This window comes from Cylindrospermum sp. FACHB-282, assembly GCF_014697195.1.
Taxonomy (GTDB): Bacteria; Cyanobacteriota; Cyanobacteriia; order Cyanobacteriales; family Nostocaceae; genus Cylindrospermum.
Genome location: NZ_JACJRJ010000032.1, coordinates 24,183 through 43,211, shown reverse-complemented (window position 1 = coordinate 43,211; position 19,029 = coordinate 24,183). Strand labels below are relative to the sequence as shown.

Genomic DNA, 19,029 nt, shown 5'->3' with positions numbered 1-19,029 from the left:
TTTAATAAAATAATGGTTATTACCAATAAATTATTTAAATTAAACTCTAAAAGATGTTTAAATACTTATTATAAAACATAATTGCTAATTGGTTACAAATAACCTCCTTCCCTACCTAGTCTAGTAAGGAAGGGGGTTATGTTAAGGGTGGATTTTCGTAAATAACGTGGAAAATCAGGATTTAAATTAAAAAAGTTATAGTTAGTTTATGCAAATAATAAAACTGAGGGTAATAATTCTGGATAGTTAAGTCTCAATAATCCGTAACCAATACCAGCGACACCGTTGAAAAAACTAGGATTGTAAATATCCTGCTGCTGTCTAGAAAACAGGTAAAAAGAGCCTTGATTTCGCGCTCTATTCACTACCCAGGAAGCTCGTTGTTGAGCATCATGCAACAAATTTGGCTGCGATAACTGACGAGATGCTTCTAAGAGAATATCAATGATGCCAAAGTTACCACAATCAAGACGATCAACTCTATCAAAACTAGTTTTTTGGGTTGTATTTAAAGCAATCTCTATCTCTTGAGCAATTGGCTCATCATTAAAGATGGAGAGACTACCCAAGCGAGCTAAAGCAATACCAGCCGCTCCATGACTCCAACCACTCATAAAAGAGTTATCAGGAGTTCTTAAATCCATCCAATTACCAACCTCAGGTACAAACAGACTGCGTTCATAGGCGATCGCTGCTTTTGCACCCATGAGAAAATTAGTCTCTAAGGTGATATCGTATAGCCTCAACAAAGCATAGGCAATGCCAGCCGCTCCATGAGCAAACCCCGCTAAGAGTCTTTTCCCTGTAGTTTCCCAAGTTTTCACTCCCACGCTGCTATCAAGTCCCTGGCTGAAGATATGATGACCACTCTTGACAGCTAGCTCTAAACACATTGCATCGCCAGTAGCTTGATATAAGCTCAGTAATCCTAAAATTGCACCAGCAGATCCGGAAATTAAAACTAACTCTTGATCCTTAGCAATGGTTTTGGGTGTGAGTAGACTGGTGAGTTGTTGAGCATCTTCTAACAAAGTCGGTTCATTTAGGAGTTTGCTAATCTGCACCAGACCATAGAGCATCGAACCTAATCCTATCCCCGCCCCAATATTAATATACTGAATCAGTTTTTCTTGGGTTGCGGGCGGAGAACTATGCACAAATTGGCGTAATGGGATTAAGGAATCTAGAGCTAGTTGACGATATTGCTCATCTTTTGTCACTGTCCACAGTGCTGCCAAAAATAGAGATATACCACAATTACCATCATACAAACTATATCCTAGTGCTTGAGTGCTAAATCGCTCAACTTTTGGCATATATCCCAAGCCAATCCAAGCAGCACTACCATCCTCAGCACGAATTGCGCGTTGTTGAATTTGATTAGCGATCGCGATCGCCTCTTGTATACATAATTCCTGAGTTAATGGTGCAGTATTTTGGGGACTTGGCTTTGTTACTGCCACACAGTTAGACAAAGCACCTTCTAAATTATTCGCCACACTAGCACTAAATGTAGCTCGAATTACCTCTATCTGAAGAGTCAAGTCCTCTTGACTAAGTGTTTGCAATTTAGTCAGAACTTCTGGATAACTAGGTATTAAACAATCCGCAAAGGGTATGCTTGATAAGCCACCAAATAACTCTCCTTGATCTGTAAACGCGCTCAAATAAGGAATATCCATCTGTGCCATTGAGCGCAGTTCTTCACGTAATAAAGGCCAAAATAATGATTTTTTCTCCCCTGCCAAAAAAGGTAGGCTGAGAACATCAATCCTAATACTATAATCAATGCCGTCTTTCAAGCATTCAGGTCTAAGTGCATTCGCTAGCACAGAAGCATAAATCTGCGTTGCCCGAAAAAGATATCGAATTCGCTGATGACTAAATCGTGATAACGGACTATTATTTCCTACCAGGCATTCTCGATGATTAATGAGAAAACAGTAGATTTTTTCAAATCCTGCTACAACATCTTCTATATACTCACTTGGTGAGATAACGCAGCCGTCTATCCTTGGCAGATGGTTATCACCTTTTGCAATTTGAACCGATTCATGCTTAATGCACATTTTATCGGTATTAATATTCAAAAAAATCGGTTGCTCATATTCAGAATTTTGTTGTTCATTTATTCCCAGAGGGCTCAAATCATACACTAATTTCCCATCTAATAATGGATTCCACTGTGGTAAAAGATGGGTAGCCAATACAGAATTCTTGTGCAGAAAATCAGATGCTAAATTGAGGGCATTGAGTTTTTTCTCAGATTCTCCTTCTTCTTTCATTATAGGATGTATAAGCGTCTCTAAATCTATCAGAATTGGATGTTCACCACAAGCTATCAAATTTTGATAATGACAGTCATTACCCTTGAGAACATATAGCAAACCTAGCAACATTCCAATTCGCTGATAATAACGCTCAATAGCTGGCTCATCCTTGCAAGGTAAAGTAGGTACAAACTCAACCCATCCATGATCGCAGCGATTTAGCACCTTGAGAGATTTAAAGGGTAAATCAATTCCCTCTTCGTTAATCCAAGACAATAAATTGAAGAATGCTTGATCTATTTCCAAACTTTTTGGTTTATACACCACTTTTAAACCAGAAGCAAAAGTGATGATAATTACAGTATGGTGATTGTTATGAGCATCTGAAAGATCACATTTAACCGATATAACTTGACCTGATTCCGTTTCTGGCTGAAATACTTGTTGAATTTCAGCATAATCTGCTGCTAAGTGAGTAATAAATTCTTCAATTGCATCAACCCAAAAGTCAGTTTTAGCAGCAATTAGCCTTGCTAATACAGGGTATTCTCGATATAAATCTACAAGTCCTCCCTGATGCAGCATCTGATTAATAAATGTTTTATATAAATCCCGATTGACAATATTTTGCGATTGTTTAAATATATAAGCTAAAGGAGATTCTCTTACAGCTCGAAAGCTGGAAAATTTTAACTCCGCAACAGATGCACCCAGATTCGATAATGCACTGAGTAAACTACGCTCTAGCATATTGTGAGCATCATCTGAAAGCAGATAATAATTACTGCCTGTACGAGTAACTAATCTTTGTCTAGCAAGATAAATAAAAGGTAAAAATAGTTCCTCAAACGGAATTGGTACTTCTGGGTCAATACAGCCATAGATAGCCTCTTGTCCAGAAGCGACTGTAGCAGCTTGAATCGACTCATGTAATGTCTTTGTCCAAGCGGGTAAATTGATTTTGTCAACTAAACAAACAGGTGCAATAGCCAGTTTTACAGTTTCCCAATTTAAGCCATCCAATAAAAGACGCCTTTCAAACTTTTTAATATCCCCTTTAGCAACATATTCACACCATGTTTCCAGTCTAGAACTTACTAAATTTTCAAATTGTGGTGCATTATCATTTACTGTAAACTGAGGGCTAAGACGTTCAGCTATCATACTGGATCTTTCAACAAGATCAATTAAATATTCGGGTAATATGCTCATATATTTATAACTATTAAAATATATAAATAGCTTTTCAGTTGTCAGATAACGGCGATATAGTAGGAGACTTAAACCCAATTAATATTGACTCATATAGATAGAGTTTCCTAATCACTCATTGGGAAACTCTATACTCGTGAGTATTTGTGTTATTTAGGTCAAGTGTTTATATGCTTTATAGAGTGTAGCTATATATCTCAAACCTCCAGCTACTGCATCTAATTCTGCTTCAGAAAGCGAACCATTACGCACCAATTTATCAATATCTATTGGTAATAACAAATAAAGATGCTTTGGACTCTGTTGTAAAACTTGAACTGTCAAATCATCAGGTAAGCTTGCATCCAACTCTTCTTGCAGAACTGCTTTAGCATCACTCAACAACCGTTGCTTGTAAGCCGGATCTTCTATTGCTTTAGCAATGATTCTTTCCTCTAGTGTTTGAGGGGTTAATTCTTCAGAATTTGTAGTCATGATTGTTTCTCAAGTAATTTGTATGCTTGTTACTTTCATAGACCTGGAAGGTATTTTTTTCCCTTCTCGTAAATATATCTAGCTACCGTATCAGCCACAGAATATACTAAGCCAGCTCCCAGTGCAGATAAAAATACTGAACCTCCAGCTACAGCTTCTAGTTCTGTTTCAGAAAGCGTACCGTTACGTACCAATTCATCAATATCCATTGGCAATAACAAATAAAGATGCTTTGGACTCTGTTGTAAAACTTGAACTGTCAAATCATCAGATAAGCTTGCACCCAACTCTTCTTGCAGAACTGCTTTAGCATCGCTCAACAACCGTTGCTTGTAAGCCGGGTCTTCTATAGCTTTAGCAATGATTCTTTCCTCTAGTGTTTGAGGGGTTAATTCTTCAGAATTTGTAGTCATGATTGTTTCTCAAGTAATTTGTATGCTTGTTCTTTTCATAGACCTGGAAGGTATTTTTTTCCGTTCTCGTAAGCATATCGAAATGCCGTATTAATCACGCTATGTGCCACGCCATATCCCAATACTGTCAATAACGAACCTCCAGCTACAGCTTCTAGTTCTGTTTCAGAAAGCGTACCGTTACGTACCAATTCATCAATATCGGTTGGCAATAACAAATAAAGATGCTTTGGACTCTGTTGTAAAACTTGAACTGTCAAATCATCAGGTAAGCTTGCACCCAACTCTTCTTGCAGAACTGCTTTAGCATCACTCAACAACCGTTGCTTGTAAGCCGGGTCTTCTATAGCTTTAGCAATGATTTTTTCTTCTAGTGTTTGAGAGTTTAATTCTTCAAAACTAGTCATGATCTATAAACAACTGAAATATAAGGTGTTGCCTTTTTGTACGCGTAATCTGTACTCAGTACTGTAGCTAGATAAGTTCCTATTTGAACCAATGAGCCTCCAGCTACAGCTTCTAGTTCTGCTTCAAAAAGCGTACTATTACGCACCAATTCATCAATATCCATTGGTAATAACAAATAAAGATGCTTTGGACTCTGTTGTAAAACTTGAACTGTCAAATCATCAGGTAAGCTTGCATCCAACTCTTCTTGCAGAACTGCTTTAGCATCACTCAACAACCGTTGCTTGTAAGCCGGATCTTCTATTGCTTTAGCAATGATTCTTTCCTCTAGTGTTTGAGGGGTTAATTCTTCAGAATTTGTAGTCATGATTGTTTCTCAAGTAATTTGTATGCTTGTTCTTTTCATAGACCTGGAAAGTGTTTTTTTACCTTCTCGTAAACATATCGAGATGCCGTATCAGTCACGGTATATGCCACGCCATATCCTAATACTGTGAATAACGAACATCCAGCTACAGCTTCTAATTCTGTTTCAGAAAGCGTACTATCCTCAATCACGATAAAAGAGGTGAAAAAACCACTATTTTTTCTTGTTAGCGTTATATAAGTCGTAAGTATATCGACCAATAGTAGTGGCAATTCCCCAGGAAATTGCACTGACTAGTGGGATAACACCTCCTGCTACAGAGTTTAATTCTGACTCGGAAATTATTCCTGCTGCCACTAACTCATCAATTTCTGCTGGCAACAGCAGATAAAGATGCTTCGGACTTTGTTGTATTACTTCAATGATCAAATCATCTGCAAGTTTTTCCCCCAACTCTTTTTCTATTACTGCTTTGGGATTACTTATTAAACATTGCTTGTAAGTTGGGTCTTCCATGGCTTTAGCAATGATTTTCTCCTCTAACTTTTGAGGTTGGAATACTTCATGGAATGACATAGTTTTCAGACTTGATTTGGCTATTTGTAATCTGTTTATATTGTCAATATATAAAATCAAAAACTTTATTACAATGCTATATTTGTAGGTCTTTTTATATTATTTATATTATTGATAGGACATTTTTTCAATGCACATAGCAATGCCCATACCATGATATGGTAGGCATTGCTATACTTAAGTTTTAATTGTGCAAGATATTTTCAGTAATCTATACTAAGTTTGTGGTTGGCGAAGTAGCTGAAGTAATAGCTTAGGGGGTAATTTCTGAAAGTTAACATCATACCGAATTATGTCAGCGTAGAGATTGAGATAATTAATCTCAGCAGGGGAGAGTTTTCCTTTCTGCATTGCGGCGATCGCCGCATCAATTTCTGCTCGGTTTGTAACTCCAGCTATCGCTACATCTACACAATTTTGTGATAGAGTATAGCGATAAAAATCAGGTATGTCAGGTCGCCAACACCACTCTGGTAGACTCGGATGCGCTATGCAAAGAGGAGCTGAATGAGAGGCCATTGACTTAAATGTAAAAACTCCGGGGCGTTGTGGATCTTGCGGTTCTAAATTGGCAAATATCTTTTTCTGTGCTGTTCGGTGGGCTGCATTATGCCTGACCATTACTACATCTAAAAGAGGATTATTTAAGTGTTCTTGAGCATAATCAAGATTATGAAATGAAGCACCAATATAGCGAACAGCCCCCATCTTCTTTAGGCGTTCAGATGCACCAAACATTTCTTCTATATATCTCTGATAAATCGTATCTGGCCCTCGTAGATGAGGAGAAGAATCTAAGCAATTTTTAAAGACTGCACGATCATCATTGCCAACCCAGCCCCACATTAATATGTCAATGTAATCAATTCCCAATTCTTCAAATTGATCATAAAGAGTACCAACTAAGGCTTCTGGACTTTTAATATATGTAACTGTTGCTAAAACTACTTTCTCCCGTACCGCAGAACCCCGTCCACAGAGTTGGCGCAAACCACCCGCCATATTTTGATAAATAAAATGATGCAAATCACTGGAATAGAAAAAAGTGTTAATTCCTTGGTCAAAAGCATAGAGTGTATCTTCGCTCGAAATACCACCACCACCACCAATTCCCAAACAACTAACAGTTAAATCAGTACGCCCTAGTTGGCGATAAAAAGGAAGAGGATATTTTGGTGAATGAAAATTACTTTCACTAGATAAACTACTATCAGATTTAACTACAGAACTTACCTGATTCATAAACTTTATTTTTGATTGGTTTAACAGGGGATTAAGTTCACCATAGGTGAAAGAGTCAGGATCATAGAACAGAGCACAAGCATCAGCGTGAATCGCAGGTTATTACTCCCATAGCAAAATTGAAGGCAACAAGTCAGGATATGCAATTCTTAATAGTTGGTAACCAATGCCAGTACTACCATGAAAAAAGCCTGGGTCGTAAGCTTTGAAATTTGATGAAAAAATAAATGTTCCTCTGACTTTAGCTTGGTTAGTTATGTGTCTAGCTACCCCTTGGACAAATTCTAAAAGCTCTAAACGGTCTAGTCTTTTGGCAGCCACTAATAAAGTTTCTAAGCGACCAAAATTTCCCCAGCATAGATTATCTACATCACCTAGAATATATCTTTGCGTTGTTTCTAAGGCTATCTCAATATCTTTATCCATTTGTTCGTTATTGCGGATAGATAGACCACCCAAACGTCCTAGAGCTATACCAGGCGCACCTTGAGAAAAACTAACTCGAAAGCAAGGGTTTTCCGCTCTTAAATCAGGCCAATTGTGAAATTCATCTGAAAAATGTCTCTGTTCATAAGAAATTGCCTCACTTGCTCCCGCTAGGAATCGTTCATCTTGGGTCACTGCAAATAAACGCAATAAGGCGTAGGCGATTCCCGCAGTACCTTGAGAAAACCCTGTTAGTTGTTTATCTTGCCAGTTTTGCCAAGCTTTAGGCAGATTATCAATACTAGTTTGATGCTGAAGCAGATGTTCACCACAGGCGATCGCTTTTTTTAATAATGGCGATGCTGTTGATTGCTCATCTGTCTCAATTTCATACAATTCTAGAAGACTCAGTAGTGTACCTGCTGATCCTTCCAGAATGTTGAATTTCTCGTCGGCATTGATTGCATCTATGGTTATCCAGGTAGCTATTTTTCTGGCAATCTCTAATAATCCAGGATTTTCCAGTAATTGACTAATCTTGATGAGAGCATAAATATTAGCAGCTATCCCTCTCAATCCATGAGCAGACTCTTGGGTAATAAACCGATTAATCTTTTCTACACTATTTAAATCTTCCAGTATAAGTTGGTGATATGGTTGCAATGATTTTACAACTAATTTTTGCCACTGCACATCTTTTGTAACTCTGAACAAACCTGCAAAAAACAGCGCTAAACCAATCATGCCATCGTATAGATTGTAGCCTAAAAGCCCAACATTAAAATCTTGATGTTTAGGTGTATATCTTAAACCACTCCAAATAATGTTATCATTATCAGTGTAAATAGCTCGTTGCTGCAATTCTTGTCCAATAATAATCGCCTGCTCTAATAACTGTGTTGCGATCGCAGATTTATCTTCTGATAAAACTTGTGTTGTATCTATTTTTGTCTCCTCACAGTTTTGTTGTGGTTCTTTATTAAACCGTCCATAAAAAGATTTTTGAATAATATCTATTTGTTGTGCTAAATCTTCTTCACTTATTTTATTGATTCGCGCTATCAAATTGTCAAAACTAGATTTCTCAAACTGATTTTGGATAACCGTACCTGTAGATAGAGACAAATCTCTACTAGATGAATCAATGCAAAAATAAGGAATATCCAAGTCCTCATCCATCCCTTGCAATTCAGCCTCTAACATCGGCCAATATAGTGGCTTTTCATCTGAAGTTAGAAAGGCTCTACTCAAAATCTCCAAAGCAATACTGCGATCTAATCCACTTCTCAGCAAATGTGGTCGCCAGGAGTCCTTGAGAGTCCACGCATAAACTTTAGTAGCACGAAATAGATATCTTACTTTCTGTCCAACCATATCGACGATTGGACTATCAGAGCCTAACAAAACATTTCGCTTACTAAGCAAGAACCTATACATCTGCTCAAATCCCACCACTACCTCAGCCAAATATTCCTTCGCTATACAAGAATTTCCTGCTAGCTTTGGCACATTATATCTTGGTTGCTCAGATGCTGTATATGTTAAACACATACCATCAGTATTAATATTTAAATAATTAGGAATATATTCATAAGTTTGCTCTTCTTTTCCTCCTAAACCACCAGCATCATAGTTTTGCTCATCAGCATCAGATAAACCACGTCTTGGTAGTATAAATGTCTGCAATACTGATTCCATTAAATACATATTGGCTATATTTAGTGTAGATTTCTTCTGAGACAGGTTTGTGATCATGGCATCCTGAGTCATCAGAGTCTCTAAATCTATCAGCACTGGCTGATCCCCATGAGCAATTAAATTTTCATAGTGAAAGTCATTTCCATTTAAGATGTAAGCAATACACAAGAGCATCCCAACTCTTATGTAAAAAAATCTGACGGATTCCTCAGTTTCACAAGGCAATGATTCTACATATTCTACCCAACCATAGTTAGAATGACTAAGAAGTTTAAGAGTTTTTAAATCTAGTAATCCACTATATTGATTACACCAGTCTTGAAACTTATAAAAAGCAGTATCTAAACTCAGGCTTCTAGGTTTATATATTAGTTTCATCCCTGTATCAAATGTGAGACAAATTACCGTTTTTCCTTGATTATGAGTATCTGATAAGTTTCCTGCAAATTTGACTACTTTGTTGATTTTACCGTCTGGAGAAAAGCACCTTTCAATATCAGACCAGTCTTGGGATAGATGGTGGATAAATTCCGATTTTGCTTCCACCCAATAATTAATTACAGTTCCTATTAACTTCCCTAAAACACTATACTCAGAAAACAGTGAATATAAACCATCCCTAAATAGATTTTGAATAAATTCATTGTATCTATGTCTATGCTTGTTAAGACCAATTACATAATAATACAATAAATTATTTTTACTATCATTATCTGATGAACGGAATTTATCAAACTCACTTATCAAGGTAGAAACGCATAATTCGTCCAATATTTTCAAAAGGCTATGCTTTAATTCTAATTTAGCAGTTTTTTCTAACAAACTAATTTTCTCGCCCACTAAATCTAAAAGCAATTCCATCCCTACTTCTACAAGTGGAAGATAAAAAGGTATAAATGGTATATTGTTATCTTCTAAATAAAAATCAAATACTGCTTGCTTGTCATAGATTTGTTGAGCCTTGTCAATTATTTTTTCCAAGGTCAATGCCCATTTTGGATAAGATTCATCCTCAATTGTATAATGGTCGTTTAATAAAACTCGAATTTTATTAATATCTAAATCTCGCCATTCTAAATATTTTTTAAATTTGACACCATCACCCTTAGCTACGACCTGACACCAATCTTGCAAACGCTCATCAATTTTTAATTCATCCTTAGTAATTAAAAATTGATGTGATCTTCCTGCTAAATGCTCTGCCAAACTGCTAGCTTTACTAATAATTGATTCTAAATTTGTCTTATTATTACCCATTTTAGTTAAGATGGTTAAAGTTGTACAAAGTTTAAATTGATACTTTTATAAGAGGCAGGAGGCAGGAGGAAAAGTACACACCTTGCCCCTTGTGGGCAAAAGTCCCGTAATCACATACTCAAAAGAGCCATGATTACCACTTAACTTGTATTGAGGACCCTGTTTTAATACTAAAACTACCACCTGACATAGTTATCAATTCTTGATCGGACAGAATTTCTGAACCAGATTGAATCCTTTCAATTCCATCTCTAATCTCTTGAGCAGAGAGATCATAGCCATACTTCTTAGCTAGTTCAGCAGTAGCTTGGCGATCATCTTCTGCTGCTTCTAAAACTGCGAGTAACTCTTGTTGCAGTTGTTGATTTTGACTAACTGCTTGCAAAAACTGATGAAGTTTATCGTTGGTAGACATAGTATTTTACTCCGAAAGTCTTGTTTTACTCGATACTTTTATCTTATGTTTAATGTCAATTATTTACACTGTATAATTTATAGTTTTAACTCATATTTATTTTTCAATTTAGGCATTTTGGTATTTTTTCATGACCAATACAATTTATGGAAAAAGAGTCATCAATAATATTGATGACTTTTTTTAAGTTAAGTAAGTTGGTGAAAATAAACCTAGCTATGTAACAGTGCAAGTTGTATACTTAACAGCTTATCACTTAGCTTTTGGTAGTCCTTTTGGCTTATAAAGAGTAATTACAATGTCAGCAGAAACATTACTACCACCTGATACAGTTTCCAATTCTGCATCACTTAAGACCTGATTTACAGTCAGAAACTCAGATTGAATTCTTTCAATTCCATCTCCAATTTGTTCAGCAGAGAGATCATAGCCATACTTCTTAGCTAGTTTAATTCCACGGTTAGACAGAAAAGATATATTTGCCAAAGTTGGATGCTCCCAACTTACCACTTAGTATTTGTTGGTCTAGTAGCATTTGGTTCATAAAGAGTAATGACTACCTTGCCACCTGATACAGTTTCTAATTCTGCGTCACTTAAAGCCTGATTTGCAGTCAGAAATTCAGATTGAATCCTTTCAATTCCATCCCCAATATCTTGAGCAGAGAGTTCATAGCCATACTTCTTAGCTAGTTCAGCCGCAGCTTGGCGGTCATCTTCTGCTGCTTCTAAAACTGCGAGTAACTCTTGTTGCAGTTGTTGATTTTGACTAACTGCTTGCAAAAACTGATGAAGTTTATCGTTGGTAGACATAGTATTTTACTCCCGAAAGTCTTGTTTTACTCGATACTTTTATCTTATGTTTAATGTCAATTATTTACACTGTATAATTTATACTTTTAACTCATATTTATTTTTCAATTTAGATATTTTGGTACTTTTTTGGAAAAATAGTCATCGATATTATTAATGACTATTTTTAAGTTAAGTAAATTGGTGAAAATAAACCTAGCTATGTAACAGTGCAAGTTGTATACTTAACAGCTTACCACTTAGGTTTTGGTACTCCTAGTGGCTTAATAAGAGGAGCAATTACCATGTCAGCAGAAACATTACCACCACCTGATACAGTTTCCAATTCTGCATCACTTAAGACCTGATTTACAGTCAGAAACTCAGATTGAATTCTTTCAATTCCATCTCCAATTTCTTCAGCAGAGAGTTCATAGCCATATTTTTGAGCTAGTTCAGCAGTAGCTTGGCGATCATCTTCTGCTGCTTCTAAAACTGCGAGTAACTCTTGTTGTAGTTGTAAGTTTTCACTAACTGCTTGCAAAAACTGATGAAGTTTATCGTTGGTAGACATAGTATTTTACTCCTGAAAATCTTGTTGAAATCGACACTTTTATCTTATTGTCTAATGCCAATTATTTACACTCCATAATTTATAGTTTCAACTCATATTTATTTTCTAATAATTGGGGTATTTTTCTTATGAAGAAGACAATTTATGGAAAAAAGAGTCATCAATATTAATGACTCTTTTTAAGTTAAGTAAGTTAGCGAAAATAAACCTAGCTATGTAACAAAATGTAGAATCGATATAATTCTTGCGATTTCTTCATTCCATTTCGTTCTATTCGCAATAATATAGCGTAAATTATTCTAGCAGTTTTACTTAACTCATATCTTGTAGCATTCTCAACAAAACTAGAACTTACGCACTATACAAATTGAACACGATATGGAGCAACGATAGTTGGTCATTTTCGGCTTTTGAACATGGCTTTGTAGGGTGCGTCAGATGTCCAAAATCTGTTCATTATTGCCAAATTATTGGGTCTGACGCACCCTACAACAGACTTAAGCAATGCTCCATATTTGGTGTTTCCTGTCAATGCGTAAGTCCTAAAAACTGGGGTTATCAATGATTAATAGTTTCAGCTTTTAATATTATCAATAAACCCGGTTTTTGAACCTGCTGCAAGATGCAGCTTCATCAAGTATTGATTGGAGGCGATTATTTTTGTTGAAAGAGTAATCGCATACTCAAAAGAGTCGTAATTACCACTTAATCGTTTCTCTAGCTTTCCAACCACCTGCCAAGGTGGCTGCTGCTGCTGTGGCTGCTACACTAGCTACACAGACACCAGTAGTACCACCTGATACAGCTTCCAATTCTGCATCACTTAAGATGTGATTTACAGTCAGAAACTCAGATTGAATTCTTTCAATTCCATCTCCAATTTCTTCAGCAGAGAGTTCATAGCCATATTTTTGAGCTAGTTCAGCAGTAGCTTGGCGATCATCTTCTGCTGCTTCTAAAACTGCGAGTAACTCTTGTTGCAGTTGTTGATTTTGACCAACTGCTTGCAAAAACTGATGAAGTTTATCGTTGGTAGACATAGTATTTTACTCCCGAAAATCTTGTTTTACTCGATGCTTTTATCTTATAATTAATAACAGTTATTAACACTACAGAATTTATACTTTTAACTCACATTTATTTTGTAACTCAGGTATTTTGCTCAGGACTAATACAATTCATGGGTAAAAGAGCCAACCCCTTCGGGGAATGAAAAATTAAAAATTAAAAATTAAGGACAATCAGTGGTGGGTTCAGAGCTACCACTGATTGTAGACCGCTGATTCTTAGAATCAGTCGGAGCCTGTACTCGGAATTAATTAATTCAAAATTGTTTTTATTCTTCATTTTTAATTTTGCATTTTGAATTCAAAAAAAAAGTCATTAATATCAATGACTCTTTTAAAGTTAATGTTTTTCATCATCCAGTATTGATTTGATTGAAGTATTTTTATTTAAAAAGTAATCACATACTCAAAAGAGTCGTAATTACCACTTGGTCTCTTTAGTTGCTAACAGCACAGATAGGAAGAGAAATTATAAATTCTGTTCCTTCTCCTAGCCTTGAGTTTACCTCAATTATTCCTCGATGTTTTTCTACAACAATCTGACGGGCGATCGCCAGTCCCAAACCAGTTCCTTTACCTACAGTTTTGGTAGTAAATAAATGGTCAAAAATCTTCTGTTTTACCGCTTCACTCATCCCCTTACCATTATCAGCAATTGATATTTTTACTACGTTGTTATCTACCATAGAAGTTGTAATTATAATCTGGTTGGGATTATTCTTAATTTCTGAAAAACTCCGCCCAGCACTTGATTCATCTAAAGCATCAATGGCATTTGCCAGAATATTCATAAATACCTGATTTAATTGCCCAGGGAAACACTCAACTGGATGTAAATTACCATAGGTATTCATCACTTCAATAGCTGGGCGTTTGTCGTTAGATTTCAAGCGATGTTTGAGAATTAAAATTGTACTATCAATGCCATGATGAATATTAAAAGGTACTTTGTAATCTTGATCAGCGCGGGAGAAAGTCCTTAAACTAGTGCTGATATTTTTTAATCTGTCGCAGGCGATCGCCATTGAGTCAATCATCTTGGGCAAATCTTCTGAAGTATAATCCAAGTCCATTTCTTCGGCATGGTCGAGAATTTCTTCACTCGGATTAGGCAGAATTGCTTGATAGAGTTTTAAATGTTCTAAAATATCAGCTACGTTGGGTTTAGCTTGTTCGAGAGTAGCAGTAATAAAGCCCAAAGGATTATTCATTTCATGGGCTACCCCAGCGACTAAATTACCCAATGCAGACATTTTTTCACTTTGGACGATTTTTAATTGGGCCTGTTGTAAATCTTGTAGTGCTCGTTGGGCTTGTTGATAAAGTCGGGCATTTTCTAGAGAGATTGCAGCTTGAGAGGAAAGTAGATTGATAACTTGCAGACATTCCCTGGGAAATACTCCACTTGTCAGTTGATTTTCTAGATAGAGAATCCCTACTAAATTACCTTGATTAATCATCGGTGTACATAATACACTCTGGGGTTGATATTGAAGCATATATTCCCTAATCACACCAGGAATATCTGTTTTACAATTATCTATGACAACTGTTTTCTGGGTATTTTTGACGTAATGGATCAGATGAACGGGAATATCTGGGCAATTATCTAATAATTGTGGGGTAGTAATTGTCTGGATATCCATCAAGGTAATTACTTTAACTTGCCAAGTATCTTCTTGAGGAAGAATGAGGGCACATTTTTTTGCCCCAGAGTTTTCTAAGATAATACGGGTGAGATTGGCAATCAGTTCATTTAATTCCAGAGAACTGGAGATAGCTTGAGCCGCTTTCAGCAAAGAGGTGAAGTCTAGAACATCAGAAATATTGCTGCTAGAGCTAGAAGTGTGGGTAGGTGAATGAGTAACAGCGTAGCCAATCGTTTCTAGAGGGTTGAGATTGAGTTGTCGCTGTTGCAGGATGGGTTGGAGAAATTGGGGATAGCGTTGTTCTAGGTGATCGGTTTTGGCTTTAGCACCCCAGCGAGCATAACAATAGTATGCCTCTTGCATATAGTCGGTGGCAATTTTTTCCCTGCCCCAGTCAAGATAGAATTTAGCAGCCAGTTCGTTAGCTAGGGCTTCTTCTTGGATGTATTCATTTTCTTTAGCAAGAGCAATGGCGCGATCGTACCAATCTCCTGCTTCATATTTCTTCCCTAACACCCGGTATTTTTCTGCTTCTACCAAATCAACCTTATGTTGGTGATTCATGGGTGCATGGTTTGCCCAGTGTTGCTGTAACTGGATTTGATTTTGTGCCACACGCTCTAATACTTCTGATTGCTCATCTGAGTGTTGACTCAACTGTGCCAGAGCAATTAGAGAATCATAGAAATAAAACCCAGGTTCACCAACTGATCCTGCACCACCCATTAAATAGCATCTAACCTTACCTGCAAAATTATTAGCTTGTTCAATTTCCTCAAACAAGAAGCAAAGGAGCAGCTTAGATAAATAAAAGTGATATAACCCAAGGATGTCATTAGCACTCAGTAGCAGGGATAGAAATTCCTTCTCTTCGAGGACTTCTCCAGACAAAATGGTGCGATTTTCGACATAACCAAGCAAATTTAATAAACATTGCCAATCTACATGGCAGTAATTAGCTGTGTTCAATTGCTTCAATTGCACCAATTCATTATGGTAAATGCGCGTATTTTCTGCTAGAGCAGGCAAGGGCTGACCACACCAAAAAGAGTTGTAACAAATTATGCTAACGTTATGCCCTACAAATTCTAAGTTTCCAACTTCTAAGGCAGTGGTGTAACCTTCTTGTACAAGTGGTAATGTTTCTTTGATATGAGATTTGCGGTGAACAAGAAACGTTCCCAATAATGCTAATACGTTAGGTTTAGTAGTCTTGGCATCGAATTTTGAAAGAGTCTGAAGTGCCAATCGGCTAAACTTTGTCGCTGTATTTATATCTTGTAAAAAGCTACACAGAATGATGCCATACCAAGCATAGGCAGAGCTGGAAACAGCTATGTTGCCGTAGAGAAGGGATAGCTTGACTGACAAGCAAATGAGTAATTGAAACAAGGGAGAGACACCGGCGTAAGCTGCTGGTATGACGCTATTAGCAACCTGAACAATGGCGATTTTTTCAGCATCGGTCATCACCGGGAGAAGTGCAAAATCTTCAATATTTCTGTCGCCAATGATGTCATTAATCTCTTGAATTGCCTGTTGATAATCGCTTGGTGTAGGTGCTTGCGGAAAAGTTACACCCAATTGTTCCACAAAATGTTGGGCGATCGCAATGGCTTGAGCAAATTTTTGCCCAGAAATGTCAGCTTGAATTTTCACTCGGTAAACATTCACCTTTTCTGGTAATGAATGTGCTTGTGTAGTGACAATCTCAATCAACTGTTCCATCGCCTCAAACTCACCGCACAGGGAAGCTACTTCCGTCGCTAATTCATGCAAGGCGAGACTCATTTCATACTGCTGTTGCCAAGCATTTTCTGCTAACAGTGATAATCCCACAGTGGCATATTCTCGCGCCGCTTGATAGGCTGTTGCACCTCTAGCTTTGCGACAGGCGGTTAAGTTCAATTGTGCTAATTGATCTCGTTCAGCTTGTTGAGCAATTAAAGCCTTTCCATAATTTAATTGATTGACCAGTTCAAAAATGCGGTCTTCTCTAGATGATGGGGAAATCTGCTCTAAGAGTAGTTGTCCGATCTGATAATGAGTAGTCGCTCGCTGTTCTTCAGGAATGAGTGAGTAAGCAGCTTGTTGCACTCTATCATGTAAAAATTTATAATTGACAATCTGGGAATCTGTGGCGGTATCTTGGGTTTCTCGCCCTAGAAAAAACTTATAAATTTCATTAGTAGGTAAAATCAACTCTTCTTGTAATCCTTTCCACAAACAAGCTGCCGTTTCTATCTGTGATTGTTGTGAAACAATCGCCAAAGTTGCCAAATCAAACTGATTTCCAATACAAGCTGCTAACTTGAAAACTGACTGAGTTTTTAGTGGTAGTTTTTGTAATTGCAACGCCATAAAATCCACCACATTATCAGTTAGTGCTAACGCCTTAACTTCGGTAATATCACATTGCCAATTTCCCCCATTCCAGTCAAATCTAATCAGTCCATCTGCATAGAGTGCCTTGAGAAACTGAGTGCTAAAAAATGGATTGCCCTTGGTCTTTTGGTATACCAATTGCGTTAATGGTTGGGCAACTTCTGATGAACAACTCAGGGTGTCCGCTACCAATTGATTTAAGCTGAAATTACTTAGAGGTTCGAGAGTAATAGCATTAACTGTTGCTGAGGATTTCTTAATTTCTTCTAAACTTAAAACCAAAGGATGGGCGGCTGAGACTTCATTATCTCTATAAGCACCAATTAATAATAAATATCCTCTAGCTGATTCACTCATCAACAACTGCATCAAGTTTAAAGAGGCGGAATCTGCCCACTGTAAGTCGTCTAAAAACATCACTAATGGATGTTCTTTAGTGGTGAAGACCTGCACAAAATTATGGAATAATAAATCAAAGCGATTTTGAGCATCATTTCCTGATAGTTCTATCGCTGTTGATTGTTGACCAATAATACTTTCTAATTCGGGAATTACGTCAATAATTACCTGTCCATTCTCGCCGACAACCGCTAATATCTTGCTTTTCCATTGCTGGATTTGAGTATGGCTTTCTGTTAATAATTGCCCCATTAAATCTCGGAAGGCTTGTACAAAGGCACTAAAGGGAATATTACGGTTAAATTGATCGTATTTGCCTTTGATGAAATAACCTCGTTGTCTAACAATGGGTTTATGGACTTCGTTAACAACCACTGTTTTTCCAATCCCAGAAAACCCTACCACTAGCATCATTTCTGTTACACCTTGGCTAACTCTTTCAAATGCTTGTAGTAGGGTTTTTACTTCATTTTCTCGTCCATAAAGTTTGTCGGAGATGATGAATTTATCGGAGACATCCCTTTGTGCAATTGGGAAGTTTTGAATTGTTCCTGTTTCTTCGATTTGAGTTAAACATTTTTCTAAATCATGTTTGAGTCCCAATGCACTTTGATAGCGGCCTTCGGCATTTTTCACCATCAATTTATTGACAATGTCTGAGAGGACATCAGGAATTTGAGGGTTGATATTATGTACTAATGGCGGTGCTTGAGCAATATGACAATGCACCAACTCCATTGCATCTTCTGACTGATAAGGTAATTCTCCTGTTAGTAATTGGTAAAATGTTACTCCTAAAGAATAAAAATCTGTGCGGTAGTCAATCCCTCTATTCATTCTCCCTGTTTGTTCTGGGGAAATATAAGCGAGAGTTCCTTCTAGTAAGTTGGGACTGATTAAAGTTTGTGTTTCTTTTGGTAGTAGGGATGAAGTACTAAAGTCAATTAATTTAATTTGTTTGGTTTGGGGATTAATTAATATATTGGCAGGTTTTATATCTTTGTGAATTACTCGATGATGATAGAGAATATCTAAGGTGTTACACAAAGATATCGCCATCTGTAAAAATTCCTTTAGAGATGTTTTATCCCATGTCTCTACCTTGGTAAAGTTGTTGAGGGATATTCCCCCAAAGTCTTCCATTACTAATACATAACCATTTTCGTACCTTTCCAGGCTGTAGGTTTGAATGATTCCGGGTATATTCAGATTTTTGGCGATGGTGTATTGATTGCGAAACTGTACTAGTTCTGAGAATATGGGATAGGTTTTTTTTAGCAGCTTCATGATTACAGGTACGGAGTCAATCTTTCGATATCCTCGATACACTATGGTTCTAGAACCGTTATACAGCTCTTCATTGACTTGATAGCCGGGAATGTTCACTTGTGTGCTAACCATGCTGC

14 protein-coding genes are annotated in these 19,029 nt (G+C 37.0%); all 14 read right to left on the bottom strand.

Annotated features, from left to right (window positions below; genetic code table 11):
- Positions 1-206 precede the first annotated feature (206 nt).
- Entirely contained in the window at positions 207-3,434 is a 3,228-nt protein-coding gene (locus tag H6G32_RS16980; RefSeq protein ID WP_242046625.1) for a type 2 lanthipeptide synthetase LanM family protein, read from the bottom strand.
- 201 nt (positions 3,435-3,635) lie between these two features.
- Positions 3,636-3,956: an NHLP leader peptide family RiPP precursor gene (locus tag H6G32_RS16975; RefSeq protein ID WP_190460373.1), complete on the bottom strand. Its 321-nt coding sequence runs from the start codon at positions 3,954-3,956 to the stop codon at positions 3,636-3,638.
- A gap of 35 nt (positions 3,957-3,991) precedes the next feature.
- Positions 3,992-4,369, bottom strand: coding sequence for an NHLP leader peptide family RiPP precursor (locus H6G32_RS16970; protein ID WP_190460368.1), 378 nt, complete (start codon positions 4,367-4,369; stop codon positions 3,992-3,994).
- Between the two features lie 35 nt (positions 4,370-4,404).
- Positions 4,405-4,776, bottom strand: a complete 372-nt coding sequence (locus H6G32_RS16965; protein WP_199328142.1) for an NHLP leader peptide family RiPP precursor — start codon at positions 4,774-4,776, stop codon at positions 4,405-4,407.
- Entirely contained in the window at positions 4,773-5,144 is a 372-nt protein-coding gene (locus H6G32_RS16960) for an NHLP leader peptide family RiPP precursor (RefSeq protein WP_190460366.1), read from the bottom strand. Before H6G32_RS16960 ends, H6G32_RS16965 begins: the two co-directional genes overlap by 4 nt.
- Positions 5,145-5,357: 213 nt before the next feature.
- A complete protein-coding gene (locus H6G32_RS16955) occupies positions 5,358-5,720 on the bottom strand; it encodes an NHLP leader peptide family RiPP precursor (protein ID WP_190460364.1) in 363 nt (120 codons plus the stop codon).
- A gap of 216 nt (positions 5,721-5,936) precedes the next feature.
- Complete coding sequence (locus H6G32_RS16950; RefSeq protein WP_190460362.1) at positions 5,937-6,962, bottom strand: aldo/keto reductase; 1,026 nt, start codon at positions 6,960-6,962, stop codon at positions 5,937-5,939.
- 102 nt (positions 6,963-7,064) lie between these two features.
- Entirely contained in the window at positions 7,065-10,343 is a 3,279-nt protein-coding gene (locus H6G32_RS16945; protein ID WP_190460360.1) for a type 2 lanthipeptide synthetase LanM family protein, read from the bottom strand.
- 133 nt (positions 10,344-10,476) lie between these two features.
- Positions 10,477-10,758, bottom strand: a complete 282-nt coding sequence (locus H6G32_RS16940) for a Nif11 family protein (RefSeq protein WP_190460358.1) — start codon at positions 10,756-10,758, stop codon at positions 10,477-10,479.
- 252 nt (positions 10,759-11,010) lie between these two features.
- Positions 11,011-11,244: a hypothetical protein gene (locus H6G32_RS16935; RefSeq protein ID WP_190460356.1), complete on the bottom strand. Its 234-nt coding sequence runs from the start codon at positions 11,242-11,244 to the stop codon at positions 11,011-11,013.
- Between the two features lie 17 nt (positions 11,245-11,261).
- Positions 11,262-11,570 carry a Nif11-like leader peptide family RiPP precursor gene (locus H6G32_RS16930; protein ID WP_190460354.1) on the bottom strand — a complete coding sequence of 103 codons (309 nt, stop codon included), beginning with the start codon at positions 11,568-11,570 and terminating at the stop codon, positions 11,262-11,264.
- 232 nt (positions 11,571-11,802) lie between these two features.
- A complete protein-coding gene (locus H6G32_RS16925; RefSeq protein ID WP_190460352.1) occupies positions 11,803-12,123 on the bottom strand; it encodes a Nif11-like leader peptide family natural product precursor in 321 nt (106 codons plus the stop codon).
- A 698-nt stretch (positions 12,124-12,821) separates the two neighbouring features.
- Complete coding sequence (locus H6G32_RS16920) at positions 12,822-13,163, bottom strand: Nif11-like leader peptide family RiPP precursor (protein WP_190460350.1); 342 nt, start codon at positions 13,161-13,163, stop codon at positions 12,822-12,824.
- 464 nt (positions 13,164-13,627) lie between these two features.
- A complete protein-coding gene (locus H6G32_RS16915) occupies positions 13,628-19,024 on the bottom strand; it encodes a trifunctional serine/threonine-protein kinase/ATP-binding protein/sensor histidine kinase (protein WP_190460347.1) in 5,397 nt (1,798 codons plus the stop codon).
- Positions 19,025-19,029: the final 5 nt, after the last annotated feature.

Excerpts from the sequence above, each read along its gene's own strand:
- H6G32_RS16980 (WP_242046625.1), bottom strand. The coding sequence starts at position 3,434 with ATGATAGCTGAACGTCTTAGCCCTCAGTTTACAGTAAATGATAATGCA.
- H6G32_RS16975 (WP_190460373.1), bottom strand. The coding sequence starts at position 3,956 with ATGACTACAAATTCTGAAGAATTAACCCCTCAAACACTAGAGGAAAGA.
- H6G32_RS16970 (WP_190460368.1), bottom strand. The coding sequence starts at position 4,369 with ATGACTACAAATTCTGAAGAATTAACCCCTCAAACACTAGAGGAAAGA.
- H6G32_RS16965 (WP_199328142.1), bottom strand. The coding sequence starts at position 4,776 with ATGACTAGTTTTGAAGAATTAAACTCTCAAACACTAGAAGAAAAAATC.
- H6G32_RS16960 (WP_190460366.1), bottom strand. The coding sequence starts at position 5,144 with ATGACTACAAATTCTGAAGAATTAACCCCTCAAACACTAGAGGAAAGA.
- H6G32_RS16955 (WP_190460364.1), bottom strand. The coding sequence starts at position 5,720 with ATGTCATTCCATGAAGTATTCCAACCTCAAAAGTTAGAGGAGAAAATC.
- H6G32_RS16950 (WP_190460362.1), bottom strand. The coding sequence starts at position 6,962 with ATGAATCAGGTAAGTTCTGTAGTTAAATCTGATAGTAGTTTATCTAGT.
- H6G32_RS16945 (WP_190460360.1), bottom strand. The coding sequence starts at position 10,343 with ATGGGTAATAATAAGACAAATTTAGAATCAATTATTAGTAAAGCTAGC.
- H6G32_RS16940 (WP_190460358.1), bottom strand. The coding sequence starts at position 10,758 with ATGTCTACCAACGATAAACTTCATCAGTTTTTGCAAGCAGTTAGTCAA.
- H6G32_RS16930 (WP_190460354.1), bottom strand. The coding sequence starts at position 11,570 with ATGTCTACCAACGATAAACTTCATCAGTTTTTGCAAGCAGTTAGTCAA.
- H6G32_RS16925 (WP_190460352.1), bottom strand. The coding sequence starts at position 12,123 with ATGTCTACCAACGATAAACTTCATCAGTTTTTGCAAGCAGTTAGTGAA.
- H6G32_RS16920 (WP_190460350.1), bottom strand. The coding sequence starts at position 13,163 with ATGTCTACCAACGATAAACTTCATCAGTTTTTGCAAGCAGTTGGTCAA.
- H6G32_RS16915 (WP_190460347.1), bottom strand. The coding sequence starts at position 19,024 with ATGGTTAGCACACAAGTGAACATTCCCGGCTATCAAGTCAATGAAGAG.